Genomic DNA, 16836 nt, shown 5'->3' with positions numbered 1-16836 from the left:
CCTCCGCTTCGGTGTTCATGGCCCGCGACGTTCATGGCCCGCGACCGCCGCCGTGGGGACGCCGTGGGGACGCGCCTGGCCGGGCGGGCCGCCGGATCGCGACGGCTCCAGCAGGTCGAGCACGATCGTCGTCTGCCGCCCGAGCGTCCGGCCCGCGAGCATCTCGCGCATCGGCACCCGGACCCCGAGCTCCCGGTGGACCCTGCGCGCCAGATGCGTGACCAGCAGCGAGTCCCCGCCGAGCTTGAAGAAGTCGGACTCGGCGGTGAGGTCGGCGTGGCCGAGCAGCTCGGTCCACAGCCGCGCGAGCAGGGCGGGGGCGTCGGGCGCGCCCTGGCCGGCGGGCTCGGGCGCCTTCGGCGGCTCAGCCTCGGGGAGCGGTTTCGGGGCGGCCTCCGGGGCCATCCAGCTCGGCCCGGCGAACGGGTAGGCGGGCAGGTGGAGCAGGTGTCCGGGCTCGATCAGCGGCTCCGTGGCGAGGGGCTGGCCGAGCGTCCAGAGGGCGCCGAGGGCGGTCCTGACCTCCTCGTCCGGGTGCGCGGTACGGGACGGGGAGAGCGCCACGGCGGTGAGGCCCGCCGCGTCCGCCATCCCGGTGAGCGCCCGGCCGGGGCCGATCTCGACGGCGACCGCGCCGGGGTGGCGGGCGGCGATCGCGGCCATCGCGTCGGCGAACCGCACCGGCTCGCGCGCGGCGCGGACGAGGTCGCCCGGCTCGATCGGGGTGCCCGCCGGGACGAGTTTTCCGGTGGCGTTCGCGGCGTAGGGCACGGTCGGGGGTTTCGGTGCGAGGCCCGGCAGCGCGGCGGCCAGCTCCCGCAGCCCCGGTTCCACGAGGGAGGTGTGGAAGGCACGGCCGGTGCGCAGCGGGCGGGCGAAGACGCGGTCGCCGAGCCACGCGCGGAACGTGTCGACCGTGTCGGCGGTGCCCGCCACCACGCAGGTGTCGGGTGTGTTGATCGCGGCGATCTCCAGCGCGGCCCCGGACGCGGCGAGCAGCTCGCGCGCCGCCGCCTCGTCGCAGCCCAGCGCGAGCATGGCGCCGGGCGGGCAGCCCTGGAGGGCGCGCCCGCGCGCGGCCACGAACCGCGCGGCTTCGGCCGGGTCGAGCGCCCCGGCGACGCACAGCGCGGTGATCTCGCCGAGGCTGTGCCCCGCCACCGCGACCGGGACGACGCCGAGGCCGCGCAGCGCGCGGTCGGCCGCGTACTCGACGGCGAACAGCGCGGGTTGCGCCAGCTCCGTCTCCCGCAGCTCCGCCTCGGGGAACCCGCGGGTCAGCAGCGCGCGCCGCAACCGTCCGGCGAGCGGTGTGTCGAAGGTGTCGAGGATCTGGTCGAGGACGTCGGCGAAGCCGGGTAGCGCCTCGGCGAACGGCAGCGCCATGCCCGGATACTGCGACCCCTGGCCGGGGAACAGGAACACGACAGGCGCGGGTCCGTCGGCCGGGCGGCTCCCCCGCACCACGCCGTCCCCGCCGGCGAGGCGCGCGGCCACGTCGGCGGCGCTCCGTCCGGACACCGCGAGGCGTTCGGTGAGCGCGACGCGCCCGGTGGCGAGGGTGAACGCGACATCGCCCAGGTCGAGGTCGGAACCGCCGAGCCGCTCGGACAACCGGGCGGCGGACCGCGTGAGCGCCTCGGGGTCGGCGGCCGACAGCAGCACCAGACCGGGCCGGTCCCGCCGCGTCCGGGGGACGTCGGCGGCCCGCTCCACGATCACGTGCGCGTTGGTGCCGCCGATGCCGAACGAGCTGACCCCCGCGCGCCACGGCCGGGGACCGCTCCACGGCGCCGCCTCCGCCGGGACGTACAGCGGCGAGTCGCCCGCGTCCAGCAGCGGGTTCAACCGGGTGAACCCGGCCACGGGCGGCACGGCACCGTCCCGGAGCACCAGCAGCGTCTTGATCAGCGACGCGAGCCCGGCCGCGTTGTCGAGGTGCCCGACGTTGGCCTTGAGCGCGCCGACCGCGACCTGCCCCGGCGCCGCGCCCATCCCGCCCAGCGCGGCGGACGCGGCGGACCACTCGATCGGGTCCCCCACGCGGGTGCCGGTGCCGTGCGACTCCAGGTAGCCGATCGAGTCGGCCTCCACGTCCGCCGCGAGCAGCGCCGACCGGATCACCGCCTCCTGCCCGGCGACCGAGGGCGCGTAGTACCCGGCCTTCGCCGCGCCGTCGTTGTTGATCGCCGTGCCGAGGATGATCCCGTGCGGCGCGACCGCGGCGTCGGCGGCCCGCCGCAGCACCACGGCCGCGACTCCCGACCCGGCCACCACCCCGTCCGCCCGCGCGTCGAACGGACGGCACGTGCCGGACGGGGAGTGGATTCCGCCCGGCACGTGCAGATGTCCGGCCTGGGGATGGGCGATCCCGGCGGCGACGACGAGCGCCTGGTCGCAGTCGCCGTTCAGCAGCGCCTGCCCCGCCATGTGCAGGGCGACCAGCGACGACGAGCACGCGGTCTGCACCGCGAGCGCGGGCCCGGTCAGGCCGAGCTTGTAGGAGATGAGGCTCGCCATGAAGTCGGGCTCGGTGCCGTGCACCGCGTCCTCAAGCGTGAGCGGGTCGAGCTTCCCGCCCGCGACCATCGCGCGCAGGTACCCGCTCCCGCTCGCGGACGCGTAGACGCCCGTGACCAGGTCGCCCGCGGACCCCGCGTCCTCCAGGGCGGCCCAGGCCGCCTCCAGCATCAGCCTGTGCTGCGGGTCCATCATCTCCGCGTCGCGCGGGCTGACCCGGAACAGCGCGTTGTCGAAGCGGTCGGCGCCGTCGAGGTGCCCGTGCACCGGGACGTAGTCCGGCTCGTCCAGCAGGCTCGCCGGGACCCCGGCGGCCTCCAGCTCGCGCCGCTCGTACCGCCGGGTCAGGACGCGCCCGGCGAGCAGCGCCGACCACCACGCGTCGAGGTCGGCGCAGCCGGGGAAGCGGCCGGACATGCCGGTGACGGCGATGTCGAGCGAGCGGTCGCGGGTCACTCAGACCGTCCCGCCGCTGTAGGCGGAGGTGTCACCGGCCAGTGCCCGGCCGGGGCGTCCGTCCACGCCGACCGGGACGTCCCCGATGATCGTGAGGCGCTCGCCGCGCCGGGGCTCGTCGCCGTAGTCGTAGATCGCGTAGTGCATCGTCGCCTGGTTGTCCCAGATGACGAGGTCGCCGACGCGCCACTTCCACCGCACGGTCTGCTCGGGCTTGGTCACGTACTCCTGGAGCACCCTGATCAGGTCGCGCCCGGCCTGCGGGGGCAGCCCGACGACGCTGCGCGCGAACCCGCCGAGCAGCAGCGACCGCTCCCCCGTCTCCGGGTGGACGCGGACGGCCGGGTGCTCGGCCTCGTACCGGGTGGAGATGTAGTCGCCCCGCGCCGCGACCGTGTCGTCGGTGTAGTCGGAGTCGTTGCTGTGGACGATCCGCAGCCGGTCCGCCAGGTCGCGCAGCTCCGCCGGAAGGCTCTGGTAGGCGCTCGCGGTGTTGGCCCAGATCGTGTCGCCGCCGACCGGCGGAATGATCTTGCTGTGCAGCAGCGCGAACGCGGGCGGCCGCTCGATGAAGGTGAGGTCGGTGTGCCAGTGGTTGGCGCGGGTGCCCTGCCGCGAGTCCATCTCCCGCAGCGCGGGGCGGTTCTTCGGCGCGTCGTAGATCGGGTGGCCGAGCGTCAGGTCCCCGAGCCGCCGCGCGAACGCGACCTGGCTGTCGTAGTCGAGGTCCTGGTCGCGCAGGACGATGAGCTTGTGCCGGAGCAGCGCCGCGCGGACCGAGGCGACCACCTCCGCCTCCAGCGGACGGCTCGCGTCCACCCCGCTGATCTCGGCACCGATGTTGCCGGCGAGCCGGGTGATCCCGACGCCGGTCGGGGACAGGACGGTCATGTGCGGACCCCTTTCGACCAGGTGACGGAAGGGCGGGGGAGGTCCCGCCGACCGTGCGAACCAGGCGGACGTCGCCATCTTGCCTGATATGCCAAGAATCTGGCAACCTTTTGACTCAACATTGGCAAAAGAGTTGGCAGGAGCCCATGACGGCGACAACGTCCCTGGATCCCACCGGCCTGGTCGACCCCGCCGTGCACGCCGCCGGCGCCCAGCACGAGATCTGGCGCTGGATGCGCGAGCACTCCCCCGTCCACCGGCACGAGCCGACCCACCTCCCGGCGTTCTGGTCGCTGACCCGCTACGAGGACGTCCGCGCCGTCTACCGCGACCCGGGCCGGTTCAGCTCGGCGAGCGGCGTCCTCCTCCGCCCGACCAGGCTGCGCGAGGACCCGGGCGCCGGAATGACGCTCGCCCTCACCGACCCGCCCCGCCACAAGGAACTGCGCAACACGGTGGCCGACTGGTTCACGGCCCGCTCCGTCCGCGCCCTGGAGGACGCGATGCGCGGCATGGTCCGCGCCGTCCTCGCCCAGGCCGTCGAAGCGGAGGAGGCCGACTTCGTCCACGACGTGGCGGGCCGCCTGTCCATCTACACGATCGGCCACATGATGGGGGTCCCCGAGCCCGACCACGAGACGCTCTTCCGCTGGACGAACGAGGCATTCGAGGCGGGCGTCTCCCTCGCCGCCCACCAGGAACTGATGCTCTACTTCATCGACCTGATGGACCGCCGCACCGCGAACCCGGCCGACGACCTGGTGAGCATGCTGCTGGGCGGGACAGTGGAAGGCGAACTTCTTACGGAAGAGGAGGTACTCCTCAACTGCGAGAACCTCGTAGGCGCCACCGAGAACGGCCGCCTGGCGCTGGCGGGCGCCATGCAGGCCTTCCTCGAAAACCCCGGTGAATGGGAGCGCCTGCGCGAGGACCGCTCCCTCCTGCCATCGGCCGTGGAAGAGACCCTGCGCTGGACCTCCAGCGCCACCCACAGCATGCGCACGGCCACCGAGCCCATAACCCTGCACGACCAGCGAATAGCCCGGGGCGACAAGGTGGTGGTCTGGGTCCCCTCGGCCAACCGGGACGAGTCGATCTTCCCCGCCCCGTTCACCTTCGACATATCCCGCAAGCCCAACCGCCACCTGGCCCTGGCGTCCGGCGAGCACTTCTGCCTGGGCGCCACCCTGGCCCGAGCCCAAGCGAGAATCCTCCTCTCGGAGCTCCTGGACTCCACCGAGAAAATAGAACCGGCGGCCGCCCCGACCCCGGTCCACTCGATAGCCGTGAACGGCCCCGAACACCTCCCCGTCCACATCACCGGCAAGTGAGAAGCGCCCGACCTCGCGTCGACAGGCGCCAGGAGGTCAGGTGCGGGGGAAGAGGCGCAGGGAGAGGGCCAGGGTTGTCGTCAGGAGGGCCAGCAGACCCGCCAACGTCGTCGTCAGGCTGGTCTTTTCGGCGATCAAACCCACCGCCATCGGGCCTATCAGCAGGCCGGTGTAGGTCAGGGTGCTCACTTTCGCCAGAGCTGACGCCGCGCCTTCGGAATCGGCGGCATTGTGGCCTACCGTACTGAAGATTATCGGGAGGAGAACGGACAGGCCCAGGCCGAATATGGCGAATCCTGCGACGGCCAGGACTGGCAGGGGGCTGACGACCACGGTCGCCAGGCCGGTGATCGCCAGGGCGCCGCCGCAGCGGACCAGGAGTGGGGCGCCGAAGCGGGTTTGGAGGCGGTCGCCTACCAGGCGGCCTCCCGTTTCGAAGGTGCTGAAGAAGATGTAGCCGAGGGACGCCGCCGCAAGGGACATGCCCAGTTCGTCGTGCAGGAAGACGCCGCTCCAGTTGCCCATCACGCCGCTGCACACGAGGACGATCGTCCCCACGGCGCCGAACATCAGGATGCGGGGCGTCCAGCCTGAGCGGCGCGCCGGTTCTGCGACGCGGTCCGTGCGGGAGGAGAGCATGTACGGGCCGGTCGCGGCCGTGAAGGCCACCAGGACCAGCGCGACGATCAGGAAGTGCTCGGTGAGGGAAAGGCCAGCTTTTATGGCCAGGCCGCCCAGGATGGAGCCCGCGGCGGCACCGATGCTCCAGGACGCGTGGCAGCTGTTCATCACGCGGCGGTCCAGTGTGCGCTCCACGGTGATGGCGTGGGCGTTCATCGAGACGTCCACGAGGCCGTCCAGGGCGCCGAAGAGGAGGAGGGCCAAGGCCAAGCAGGTCTGGCCTCCGGACGTCGCCACGCAAAGGAGGGATATCGGCAGGCCGGCCATTGTCAGGCGGACTATCGGGGCGCTGCCGAAGCGGGCCACCAGGCGGCCGGTGAGCTGCATCGCCGCGAGGCCGCTGAGGACGGGGAGGGTGAGGAGCAGTCCCAGCCGTCCGTCGGAGAGGCCGAAGGCCATTTTCAGTGACGGCACGCGGACGAAGAAGCCGGCGAGGACGAGGCCCGTCGCCAGGAACGGCGCGCGGGCCGCCCAGAGCGCGCCGGGCGCCGCCGGGGGCGGGGGCGCCGTCCGGGTGGGGAGTTCTTGGGTGTGAGTCATCGCGACCCCCAAATCGGTTTGGCGAGGACGTTGCCACCATTTGCCTAGCGCAACAACGCCTTGACGTGGCATCTAGCTGCCAAGGTCACGGACGGCCATTGTCGGGGGCGATGGGGTGTGTCAATCTTCTTGCCAGAACCCGGCATCGCGAGGACGGTTCCCATGGAGCAACGATCGTTCGACAGGCTCGGCCGGACGGCGTCGGTCGTCGGCCTCGGCACCTGGCAGCTCGGCGCGGACTGGGGCGACGTCTCCGAGGACGACGCGCTGGCGGTCCTGGACGCGGCCGTCGCGTCCGGCGTGACGTTCATCGACACCGCCGACGTGTACGGGGACGGCCGCAGCGAGCGGCTCATCGGCGCGTTCACGGCGGGCGGGCCGGACGGACGGCTGCTCGTCGCCACCAAGCTCGGACGGCGCGGCCCGCACGAACCGTCCGCGTTCACGCTGGACAACTTCCGCGCGTGGACCGACCGCTCTCGCGAGAACCTCGGCGTCGACACGCTCGACCTCGTCCAGCTGCACTGCCCGCCGACGGCGGTGTTCCACAAGGACGAGGTCTACGACGCGCTCGACACCCTGGTCGAGGAGAAGCGGGTCGCCGGGTACGGGGTGAGCGTCGAGACGTGCGACGAGGCGCTGGCCGCGATCGCGCGGCCGGGGGTGGCGAGCGTCCAGATCATCCTGAACCCGTTCCGGCGCAAGCCGCTGGAGCGGGTGCTGCCCGCCGCGCGCGAGAAGGGGATCGGGATCATCGCGCGGGTGCCGCTCGCGTCCGGGCTGCTGTCGGGGCGCTACCGGCACGACTCCACGTTCGCCGCCGACGACCACCGGACCTACAACCGGAACGGCGAGTCGTTCGACGTGGGCGAGACGTTCTCCGGGGTCGACTTCCACAGCGGTGTCGAGGCGGCGGAGGCGTTCGCCGCGCTGGCGCCCGAGGGGGCGACCCCGGCGCAGGCGGCGCTGCGGTGGATCGTCCAGCAGCCGGGGGTGACCACCGTGATCCCCGGCGCGCGGACGGTCGCCCAGGCCCGCGCCAACTCCGCGGCCGCCGACCTGCCGGAGTTGGACGCCGGCACCCTGACGGCGCTGGCCGAGCTGTACGACGCCCGGATCCGTCCCCAGGTACATCACCGCTGGTGACCCGCGACCCGAAGGAAGCCATGGACAAGCCGCTCGTCGTCATCACCGGTGCCGGTTCGGGGATCGGGGCCGCCACCGCGCGCGCCTTCTCCCGCGAGGGCCACCCGCTGCTGCTGCTGGGGCGCCGTCTCGACCGGCTGGAGGCGCTGGGGCTGCCGCGCGCGCTCTGCCGGGCCGCCGACGTCGTGGACGGCGCGGCCGTCGCGGCGGCGGTCAAGGAGGCCGAGGCCGCGTACGGTCCCGTGGACGCGCTGGTCAACAGCGCGGCGGTCCTCCAGCCGGGGGTGGCGGCGGCGCAGTCGCGCGAGCACTGGGAGCGGATGGTCGACGTGAACGTCAAGGGCGTGCTCGGCTGCGTCCAGGCCGTGCTGCCCGGGATGATCGAGCGCGGCGGCGGCACCGTCGTCACGATCGGGTCGATCGCCGCGTACAAGACGGCGGGGGTGGAGGCGGTCTACAGCGCGACCAAGTCCGCCGCGCACATCCTGTCGGAGGGGATCCGGCAGCAGGCGGCCCCGCACGGGACGCGGGTGGTCACGGTCGCGCCCGGTTACGTCGCGACCGGCATGGGCGACCTGATCGCCGATGACGTGCTGCGGGCCGAGCACGCCGGGTCGCAGGAGGCGGCGGGCGGCGGGCTGGCGGCGGAGGACGTGGCCGAAACCGTCCTGTTCGTGTACCGGCAGCCGCAGAACGTCTGCGTTCGCGAGGTCGTGCTCGCCTCCACCGCCCAGGTCGTCTAGGACGGCGCCGCGGCGTCGGCGGCCTCCCGGCCCAGCAGGAGCTCGAAGAGGCGGACGAAGTAGGGCATCACGTCCTCGGCGTTCGCCGCCTGGAGGGCCGGGGAGCGCACGATCGAGCGCATCGCGCCCATGCCGAGCAGGGCGCCGACGAGGATCTCCACGCGCAGCTCGGCGTCGGGGCCGTTGACCAGCTCGTTCAGCTTCAGGAAGTACTCGTCGCAGACCCGGTCGTGCAGCCGTCCCCTGACCTCCTCGTAGGCGGACGAGCGGAGCAGCGCCACGAGCGGGTGGTCGCCGGTGAACTGCGACCAGTCCTCGAAGACGATCGAGCGCAGCAGCCCGATCGGGATCTGCTCGGGCGGGCCGTCGAGCAGCGTCGTGAACTGCTCCTGGTCGACGCACGCCTCCTCGAACAGGGCGAGCTTGGAGCCGAAGTACCGGTAGACCAGCGCGGGGTCGACCCCGACGTCCTTCGCGATGTCCCGCACGCTCGTGCCGTCGTAGCCGAGCCGGAAACGCTCGCGCGCCGCCGCCAGGAGTTCCGCCCGCGTCGCGGCGCGGTCGCGCTTGCGCGCGCCGCCCTTGGAATCGCCTCGCGCGTCGCCGTTCTCGGTGTTTCCCGTCATCCCCGTCCTCACAAGTCATCAGTGTTGACATGTTACCGGGCTCCCCGTAGCGTCAGCCAAGTCACCGTTGATGACTACTGGGAGTGGACATGCGGACGATCCTTATCACCGGCGGCACCGACGGGATCGGCAGGGGGCTGGCACTGCACTTTCTCCGGAACGGTGACCGCGTCATCGCCGTCGGTTCCACGCAGGCGAAGGGCGACCGGCTGCTCGCCGACGCCGAGCGGCTCGGCGCCGCCGACCGGGTCGTGTTCCACCGGACGGATCTCACGCTGACCCGCAACTGCCAGGAGTTGATCGACTTCGTGGACGCGTCCTACCCGCGGTTGGACGCGCTCATCCTCGGCGCCCGGCACGACAGGCCGTTCGGCCCGCGGGTGGAGACCGAGGAGGGCTTCGAGCGGCACCTCGCGCTGCTGTACCTCAGCCGGTTCGTCCTGGCCTACGGGCTGGCGCCGGCGCTGGAGCGCGCCGCGAACCCGGTGATCGTGAGCCTCTGCACGCCCGGCGTGTCGGCCGGCGCGATCAACTGGACGGACCTGAACATGACCGGCAAGTACAGCGGGTTCAAGGCGTCCCTCCAGGCCCTGCGCGCCAACGACCTGCTCGGCGTGATCTTCGCGGAGAAGCGCGTCGGCGGGAAGACGCGGTTCGTCGCCTACAACCCCGGCGTGGTCGCGACCAGCATGACCGACACGCTGCCGATGCCGGTGCGGCCGATCGCCAAGGCCGTGTTCAAGGTCGCGGCGCAGCCGGTCGACAAGGCGCTCCCGCCGATCGTCGCGCTGGTGGACGCGCCGCCGGAGCAGCGCTTCAGCGCGTCCTGGAAGACCAAGCAGGTCGATCTCGGCAAGGACACCTTCGACGTCGACAAGGCGTGGCGGCTGTTCGACGCGACCGGCCAACTGCTGCGCACGCACAAGACCGGCATCGCCGTGTGAGCCATTAGCAGCGCTTTAGCGCGCCTCCCGAGGCTGTGAGATCGCGGTCCCGCGCGCGGGACGAGGTCGAACGGCCCGAGAGGGGTGCTCGCTTTGAAGGAACAACCGCTTGCCCGGCAACGACGGCACACGCTCTATCTCCTGAAGGAGATCCGGGCCTTCTCCCCGGTGTTCCTGGACACCGAGGTCGACATGACCCGGGTCCGGGCGCACCGGACGGCGGCGGGCGACGGGGGCCGCCGCTACTCGATCGTCTCCTACGTCCTGCACACGGCGGCGCGGGTGCTGGTGAAGCACCCCGACGCCAACGCGGCGGTGCGCGGACGGTTCGGCCTGCGGGTCGCCCGCTACCCGTCCGTGCACGGCAAGCTCACGCTGGACCGGACGATGGGCGGGCAGCGGATCGTCCTCGCCGCCCTCCTGCCGAACCTGGACACCGCCTCCCTGGACGGCATCCAGGACCGCATCGACCACTACCGCGAGGGCGACCCCGAGCAGATGCCGGAGTTCGCGGGCGTCCGGGCGCTGCACAAGCTGCCGTGGAGCGTGGGGCTGCGGGGGTGGCGGCGGGCCGTCCGCCCGCTGCCGGCGCGGGCGGGGCTGCTCGGCACGCTGTCGGTGACCTCGCTCGGCCACCGTCCCGTGGACGGCTTCCACTCGGTGGGCGGCACCACGGTCACGCTGGGCGTGGGACGGATCACCGACCGCCCGGCGGCGCGCGACGGCCAGGTGGTCATCGCCCCGACGATGCGCCTGAACCTGGCCTTCGACCACCGGGTCATCGACGGCGCCGAGGCCGCCGACGTCCTCGCGGAGATCAAGGACGGCCTGGAGACCTTCACCGCCGACGCCGAACCCCGCGAACCCGTCGCGGCGGAGCGTGCGCGGTGAACGACGTCGAGGAGCTGAAGAGGTTCGTCATCGTCCACGCCCGCGCGCAGAACCTGCCCGCCGACCTGTACGAGGGCGTCCTGGACCGGATCCGGCACGACGGTGAGGGCGAGGGCTCGTGGGCCGCCGAGTGGTCGGCGGCGGCGCGCACGCTGGAGGACGCGGGCGACCCGCTCGCGGCCTGCCGCTGCTTCACGATCGCCCGGTTCCCGTTCGTGGACGGCCTCCCCCGCCGCACCGCCATGCGGGACGCGTGGCGGGTCTTCGAGACCTGGCGCGGCGCGGACATCGGCGTCCTCGACCTGGAGGGCCGCCTCCGCTGCTGGACGTCGGGCCTGAGCCGGGAGGAACCGAGGCCCCTGCTGGTGGTCATGGGCGGCATCGTGAGCACGAAGGAGCAGTGGGCCCCGCTCCTCCTCCAGGCGGACGCGCTGGGCATGGCGATGCTGGTCACGGAGATGCCGGGCATCGGCCACAACACACTCCCCTATGACAGGGCGAGTCCGGGCATGCTCCCGGCGATCCTGGACGCGCTCGCGGACCAGGCGTCGGTCGGCGACACCTACGCGGTGGCGAACAGCTTCAGCGGCCACATGGCGCTCCGCGCGGCGGTGAGCGACCGGCGCATACGCGGGGTCATCACGAACGGCGCCCCGATCCACGACTTCTTCACCGACCCCGACTGGCTCCGGGCCCTGCCGCAGATCACCCGCGCAACACTCGCCCACCTGACCGGCACGACCCCCGACGACCTGCCCGACGTCCTAGGCGATTGGGCACTGACCCCGGACGAGTTGTCCGCGCTGGAGATCCCCGTCTCCTACACGGTCAGCCTCCGCGACGAGATCACCCCGCCCTCGGAGATCGCCCACCTGCGCAAGCACGTGAAGGAACTGTGGGTGAAGGAGTTCGACGACGTCCACGCCTCCCCGGCACACCTGGACGAGACCCGAGCCTGGCTCCTCGAATCCCTGCTCCGCATGCGCACCCCGTCCTGAAAAGCCCGAATCGCAACCGATGGCCGTCGGTGGGTCAGGGAGTGAGGTGGGGTGGGTGGCCGAAGGTCGCGGGGAGGGCGGGGTCGTGGAATTTGATCACGTGGGCGATGCCGGTGGGGGTGGGGGTCAGCACCACGGCGCCGTCGGCTCGGAGTGTGCCGTCGGGGGCGCGGTGGTACACGGCGGCGGCGGGGTGGCCGTTGGCCGCGGTGGCGATCATCCGCCAGTCGCCCGGTGCGCCCAGCACGTAGGTGTCCAGCGTGTGGATGCATGTCGCCCGGCCCGACTGCCATTCGCGGAAGGGCGTCGCCTCCAGCGTCGCGTCCGCGCGCAGTACCTGTTCCAAAAGGCGGGCGTCGGAGTGTTCGAAGGCGGCGATGTAGCCGTCGAGCAGTGCGCGGGCGCGGGGGTCGGTCGGTTCGAGTAGGGCTTCCGGCTCGGGTTCCAGTTCGTCCAGCCGGGCGCGGGCGCGCTGGAGGCCGCTCTTGACCGCCGCCGTGGTGGTGTCGAGGATCTCCGCGGTCTCGGCCGCCGAGAACGCCAGCACCTCGCGCAGGATGAGGATCGCGCGCTGGCGGGCGGGCAGGTGCTGGAGGCCGGCGATGAGCGCCAGGCGCACCGACTCGCGTTCGACCGCCACCGCGGCGGGATCGTCGGTGGCGATCCACGCGTCCGGCAGTGGTTCCAGCCACGAGACCTCGCCGGGCGGGACGGGGGTGGGCGGGCGGTCGGACGGGCCCGCCAGGCCCGAGGGCAGCACGCGGATCGGGCGCGGCTTCAACGCCGTCAGGCAGACGTTGGTGGCGATCCTGTAGAGCCAGGAGCGCGTCGACGCGCGGCCCTCGAACCCGGAGTAGGACCGCCAGGCCCGCAGGTAGCACTCCTGGACGAGGTCCTCGGCGTCGTGCGCCGAGCCGACCATGCGGTAGCAGTGCGCCAGCAGCTCCTGGCGGAACCGCTCGGTCTCGGCGATGAACCGGTCGCGGTCCGGTGTCACGCCGCGAGCCTAGTACGGTGCGGCATCGGCATCGGCATCGGCATCGTTCAGGGCAGCAGGGCCAGTTTGCCGACGGTGGCCCTGGCCTCCAGTTCCGTCAGCGCCTTGGGCCCGTCGGCCAGTTCGTGGACGGTGGGCGCGACGGGGGCGAGCACGCCCGCCGCGATCAGCGCGGACAGCTCGCCCATCACCTCGCCGAAGATCCGCGGCGCGGCCTGGACCAGCACGCCGATGTTGAGGCCGATGACGTGGACCTGGTGCTTGTACACCAGGTCCCAGTTGGTGATCGCGGCCTCGCCGCCCGCCAGGCCGTAGACGATGACGCGTCCGGTGACCCGCTTGGCGGCGGCCAGGCCGGCGGCGAAGGTGGCGCCACCGGCCGACTCCAGGACCACATCGACGCCGGAGCCGCCGGTCAGCTCGGCCACCTCGGCGGCGAGGTCGCCGCCGAGGGAGTCCAGGACGTGGTCGGCGCCGAGTGCCAGCACCGTTTCGTGCTTGCCCGGCGAGGCGGTGGCGATGACCGTCGCGCCGTAGTGCTTGGCGATCCGCACGGCGGCCTGGCCGGTTCCGCCCGCCGCGGCGTGGATCAGCACGACGTGGCCGGAACCGACGCCGCCCAGGGGCCTGAGCGCGGCCAGCGCGGTGGGCCAGTTCACGACCAGGCCCAGCGCCTGCCGCTCCGTCCAGCCCGAGGGCACGGGGACCGCCGCCGCCGCGGGCAGGGCCATGTACTCGGCGAAGGCGCCGGTTCCGACGCCGACGACGCGGGCCCCCGGCTGCCAGGTCACCGCCTCCCCTACTGCGACGATCTCTCCAGCGGCCTCGAAACCCGCCACGTACGGGGGCCGCGGGCCGTCCAGGAACGTGCCGCGGGCCCTGGAGACGTCGGCGAAGTTGACCCCGGCGGCGGTGACGCGGATCAGGACCTCGTCCGGGCCGGGGGCGGGCACCGGCGCGTCGGTGACCAGGCGCATGTCCTGCGGGCCGTCGAGGGTCGTCTGCTGGAGCGCGCGCATGGTCGCGGGAACGGTCATCGAAGATCGGCCTTCCGTCTCGGTGTACGGGAGGGGCCGACCGGCCGCGCCTCCCATCATGTAGACCTCGGCCGGGCCGAAAAGGAATCGGCCGCTCCTCCCCCGGAATGCCCCGGTCGGGAGGGCTGTTGCGCGAGTATGTCGATCTTGATTACGACGCCGAACGGCGGCGTGGGGCGGTACCTGACCGAGGCGCTGCGCGAGCGGGAGGACGTGCGCTTCCTCGTTCGGTCCGCCGCGAGCGCGGAGGCGCTCGGCGCGGTTCGCGGGGAGGTCGTGCGCGGCGACGCCGCCGACGCGGCCGACGTCCGCCGCGCGGTCGCCGGGGTGGAGCGGCTCTACCTCGCGCATCCCTTCGCCGAGGACCAGGTGTCCATCGAGATCGGGCTCGGCCTGGCCGCCCTTGAGGCGGGGGCGCGGCGGATCGTCAAACTCGGCGCCCTGGCGTTCTCCGGCGCCGCGCTCCCCGACGCCGTCACCGGCGCCCATGACGTGGTCACCGAACGGCTGCGCGCCGAAGGCGTCCCGGAGCTGACCGTCCTGCGGCCCGACCGGTTCCTGCAGAACTTCCTGCCGCTGGCGGCCTCGATCGCGCGGGGCACCTTGCCCGATCCGGTGTCCAGGGGCGCGCGCGGCTATATCGACACGCGGGACATCGCGGACGTCGCGCTCGCCGAACTGCTGGCCGAGCACCCGGTCGGCGGCGAGATCGACCTCAGCGGTCCGCAGGCGCTGACCGTGCCCGAGCTGGCCGGGCGCTTCGGCGCCGTGCTCGGGAGACCGGTCCGCCACGTCGATGTGCCGATGGACGGGTCCTGGCGCGCCGACCTGGCCGAACGCGGTGTCCATCCGCAGGTCGTGGACGGTCTGCACGACCTGTACACCAACTACCTCAACGAGGGCGCGGCCGGGCTCGGCGACGGCGTCCAGCGAATGCTCGGCCGCCCTCCGCGCTCGGTCGAGGACTTCGCCGCCGAACAACTGGCCCCGGCCGTCCGGCGGCATCTCCCCTGAGTCGGGTTCCGCTTCGCGGGGGTCAGTCCGGGGGCGGGGTGATGAGCAGGCGGATGCCGTCGATCAGTGCCCGCGCCTTCCAGTCCGGCCAGTCGGCGATCCGGTCCGCGAGGTGCCGGGTCAGCGCCTCGCGGAGCTTGCCGACCGCGGCCTCGCCCGCGGGCGTCAGTGAGAGCAGGGTGGCGCGGCCGTCGCGGGGGTCGGGGCCGCGTTCGAGCAGGCCCGCGGCTTCGAGCCGGTCGGCGTAGCGGCTCGCGCCGGACCGGTCGATGCCGACCTCGTCGGCCAGCCGCGCCGCCGACCGCGGTCCGAGCCGCGCCAGACCGCTCAGCACCGAGTAGGTCTGCCGGTCGACGCCCTCCGGCGCCGACTCCAGGATCGCGTCGTAGATCGCGCTCCTGTTGCGCCGCAGGAGCAGTTGCACCAGGGCCTGCTCCAGGTCACGTGCCAGTTCCGCATCCGCCATCCGACCAGGATACGTGCAATTCACACGCAACGGGCGTACAGTGAAACGCGTGCAATTCACACGCGGTTGCGGGGAGGTCTCATGGGCGCCGGCGCGGAAGAGGTTCTCGGCGGGGGGCGTCGCGGTGCGCTGATCGGGCCGGTGCTGGTGCTGGCCACGCTGGTCGCCAGCGTCATCAGCTCGTTCGGTGCCCCGCTCATCCCCACCGTCGCGCGCGATTTCCACGTGTCGCTGAGTTCGGCGCAGTGGTCGCTGACCGTGGCGCTGCTCGTCGGGGCGGTGAGCTCACCGGTCCTCGGACGGCTCGGCGACGGCCCGCGGCGGCGGGCGACGCTGCTCGGCGGCCTGGCCGCGGTCACGGCGGGCGGTGTCGTGGCCGCGCTGGCGGACGGCCTGGGAACGCTGGTCGTCGGCCGCGGGCTCCAGGGCGTCGGGCTCGGGCTGGTGCCGCTGGCGATGGCCACCGCCCGGGAGGAGCTGCCGCGGGCCAGGGTGGCGCCGATGATCGCGCTGTTGTCGGTGTCGGCGGGGGCCGGTCTCGGCGCCGGCTACCCGATCAGCGGGTTGATCGTCGAGGCGTGGGGCCTGGCGGGCGCGTACTGGTTCGGGGCGGTCGTGTCCGGGTTCGCGCTGGTCTGTGTCGCGGTGTTCGTCCCGTCGAGTGCGGGACGCGGCGTCGCCGCCCGGTTCGACTGGCCCGGAACCCTGCTGCTCGCGCTGGCGATCGTCGCCACGCTGGTGGCGGTGGCGGAGGGGACGGAGTGGCGGTGGGGCTCGCCGACGGTCATCGGCCTGCTGGCCGCCGGGGCGGCGCTGTTCGCGGTCTGGGCGGTTCAGCAGTCGCGCGCCGGGAACCCGCTCGTCCAGCTGCGCCTGCTGCGCCATCCGTCCGTGTTCGCCGCCGACGCCTGCGCCATGGTGCTCGGTGTCGCGATGTACATGGCGCTTTCGGGGGTGACGGAGTTCGTCCAGTCCCCGCGCTCGGGCGGCTTCGGATTCTCCGCGTCGGCCGTCGTGGCCGGTCTCGTCCTCATCCCCCTGTCCTTCCTCATGCTGGGCAGCTCCCGCTTCCTGCCCGCCCTGGTGTCGCTCATGGGGGCCCGCGCGGTGCTCGCGATCGGCTGCCTCGTGTCCGCGCTGGGCTGCGGATTCTTCGCCGTCGTCCACGGCGCCCTGTGGCAGGCGTTCGTCATGACGGGTGTCCTCGGAGTGGGGCTGGGCACCACCTTCGCCGCGATTCCGGGCCTGATCGTGGAGGCGGTCCCCGCGCGGGAGACGGGCAGCGCCATGGGCTTCTACCAGGTGGTCCGCTTCACCGGGTTCTCCCTGGGCAGCGCGCTCACCGCCACCGTCCTGGCCGCGCACGCCGGCGGCGACGGGCAGCCGTCGGTGGGCGGCTTCACCATGGTGCTGTGGATCGCCGCCGGCATCTGCGTCGCCGCCGCCGCGCTCGCCTGGTTCCCGCGCGCCCGCGCGGAGCGCCCGCCCGCCGGCGGGATCCGGCTACCGGAGCAGACCGGCGACGACCTCACGTCCGATGGCCTGCGCCCCTGAC

At 73.0% G+C, this 16836-nt stretch carries 15 protein-coding genes; 8 read left to right on the top strand and 7 right to left on the bottom strand.

Translation table 11 applies throughout. The annotated features are described in order from the left end of the window. Positions 1-15: 15 nt before the first annotated feature. Positions 16-2976: a type I polyketide synthase gene (locus GNZ18_RS09250; protein ID WP_312874400.1), complete on the bottom strand. Its 2961-nt coding sequence runs from the start codon at positions 2974-2976 to the stop codon at positions 16-18. Continuing rightward, on the bottom strand, positions 2977-3867 hold the full coding sequence (locus tag GNZ18_RS09245; protein ID WP_156215839.1) for a TauD/TfdA dioxygenase family protein: 891 nt from the start codon (positions 3865-3867) through the stop codon (positions 2977-2979). It abuts the gene before it with no gap. A 146-nt stretch (positions 3868-4013) separates the two neighbouring features. Here GNZ18_RS09245 and GNZ18_RS09240 point away from each other — a divergent pair, with 146 nt between their 5' ends. Continuing rightward, complete coding sequence (locus GNZ18_RS09240; RefSeq protein WP_156215838.1) at positions 4014-5198, top strand: cytochrome P450; 1185 nt, start codon at positions 4014-4016, stop codon at positions 5196-5198. 36 nt (positions 5199-5234) lie between these two features. On the opposite strand, the gene GNZ18_RS09235 is transcribed toward GNZ18_RS09240, so the two are convergent. Further along, a complete protein-coding gene (locus GNZ18_RS09235) occupies positions 5235-6419 on the bottom strand; it encodes an MFS transporter (protein ID WP_173390701.1) in 1185 nt (394 codons plus the stop codon). 162 nt (positions 6420-6581) lie between these two features. Here GNZ18_RS09235 and GNZ18_RS09230 point away from each other — a divergent pair, with 162 nt between their 5' ends. Beyond that, the gene (locus GNZ18_RS09230; protein ID WP_156215836.1) at positions 6582-7565 is read left to right on the top strand and encodes an aldo/keto reductase; all 984 of its coding nucleotides are present in this window, start codon (positions 6582-6584) and stop codon (positions 7563-7565) included. Beyond that, positions 7562-8308, top strand: coding sequence for an SDR family oxidoreductase (locus GNZ18_RS09225; RefSeq protein WP_308166124.1), 747 nt, complete (start codon positions 7562-7564; stop codon positions 8306-8308). Before GNZ18_RS09230 ends, GNZ18_RS09225 begins: the two co-directional genes overlap by 4 nt. On the opposite strand, the gene GNZ18_RS09220 is transcribed toward GNZ18_RS09225, so the two are convergent. Beyond that, a complete protein-coding gene (locus tag GNZ18_RS09220; RefSeq protein WP_156215835.1) occupies positions 8305-8934 on the bottom strand; it encodes a TetR/AcrR family transcriptional regulator in 630 nt (209 codons plus the stop codon). The two genes, GNZ18_RS09225 and GNZ18_RS09220, sit on opposite strands and share 4 nt — an antisense overlap. An 89-nt stretch (positions 8935-9023) precedes the next feature. On the opposite strand from GNZ18_RS09220, the gene GNZ18_RS09215 reads away from it, so the two are divergent. From GNZ18_RS09215 to GNZ18_RS41965, 3 genes are all read left to right on the top strand, one after another. Continuing rightward, positions 9024-9878 (top strand): SDR family NAD(P)-dependent oxidoreductase, encoded by an 855-nt coding sequence (locus GNZ18_RS09215; RefSeq protein ID WP_156215834.1) that lies wholly within the window; start codon positions 9024-9026, stop codon positions 9876-9878. Between the two features lie 93 nt (positions 9879-9971). Further along, positions 9972-10769, top strand: coding sequence for a 2-oxo acid dehydrogenase subunit E2 (locus tag GNZ18_RS09210; RefSeq protein ID WP_216651214.1), 798 nt, complete (start codon positions 9972-9974; stop codon positions 10767-10769). Then, positions 10766-11767, top strand: a complete 1002-nt coding sequence (locus GNZ18_RS41965) for an alpha/beta hydrolase (protein WP_216651213.1) — start codon at positions 10766-10768, stop codon at positions 11765-11767. Before GNZ18_RS09210 ends, GNZ18_RS41965 begins: the two co-directional genes overlap by 4 nt. A gap of 34 nt (positions 11768-11801) precedes the next feature. Here GNZ18_RS41965 and GNZ18_RS09200 read toward each other — a convergent pair whose 3' ends face one another. Both GNZ18_RS09200 and GNZ18_RS09195 read right to left on the bottom strand, forming a co-directional pair. Further along, positions 11802-12764 (bottom strand): RNA polymerase subunit sigma-70, encoded by a 963-nt coding sequence (locus GNZ18_RS09200; RefSeq protein ID WP_312874399.1) that lies wholly within the window; start codon positions 12762-12764, stop codon positions 11802-11804. Positions 12765-12811: 47 nt separating this feature from the next. Further along, positions 12812-13801 carry a zinc-binding dehydrogenase gene (locus GNZ18_RS09195; protein ID WP_156215833.1) on the bottom strand — a complete coding sequence of 330 codons (990 nt, stop codon included), beginning with the start codon at positions 13799-13801 and terminating at the stop codon, positions 12812-12814. Between the two features lie 138 nt (positions 13802-13939). Between GNZ18_RS09195 and GNZ18_RS09190 the strand changes: the two genes are divergently transcribed. Then, on the top strand, positions 13940-14815 hold the full coding sequence (locus tag GNZ18_RS09190) for an NmrA family NAD(P)-binding protein (protein WP_156215832.1): 876 nt from the start codon (positions 13940-13942) through the stop codon (positions 14813-14815). 22 nt (positions 14816-14837) lie between these two features. Here the strand turns inward: GNZ18_RS09190 and GNZ18_RS09185 are convergent, their stop codons facing one another. Next, on the bottom strand, positions 14838-15281 hold the full coding sequence (locus GNZ18_RS09185) for a MarR family winged helix-turn-helix transcriptional regulator (protein WP_156215831.1): 444 nt from the start codon (positions 15279-15281) through the stop codon (positions 14838-14840). Between the two features lie 81 nt (positions 15282-15362). On the opposite strand from GNZ18_RS09185, the gene GNZ18_RS09180 reads away from it, so the two are divergent. After that, positions 15363-16835: an MFS transporter gene (locus GNZ18_RS09180; protein ID WP_156215830.1), complete on the top strand. Its 1473-nt coding sequence runs from the start codon at positions 15363-15365 to the stop codon at positions 16833-16835. Position 16836: the final 1 nt, after the last annotated feature.

The organism is Actinomadura litoris, assembly GCF_009733595.1.
Taxonomy (GTDB): Bacteria; Actinomycetota; Actinomycetes; order Streptosporangiales; family Streptosporangiaceae; genus Spirillospora; species Spirillospora litoris.
This window is presented reverse-complemented; position numbering and strand designations above follow the sequence as displayed.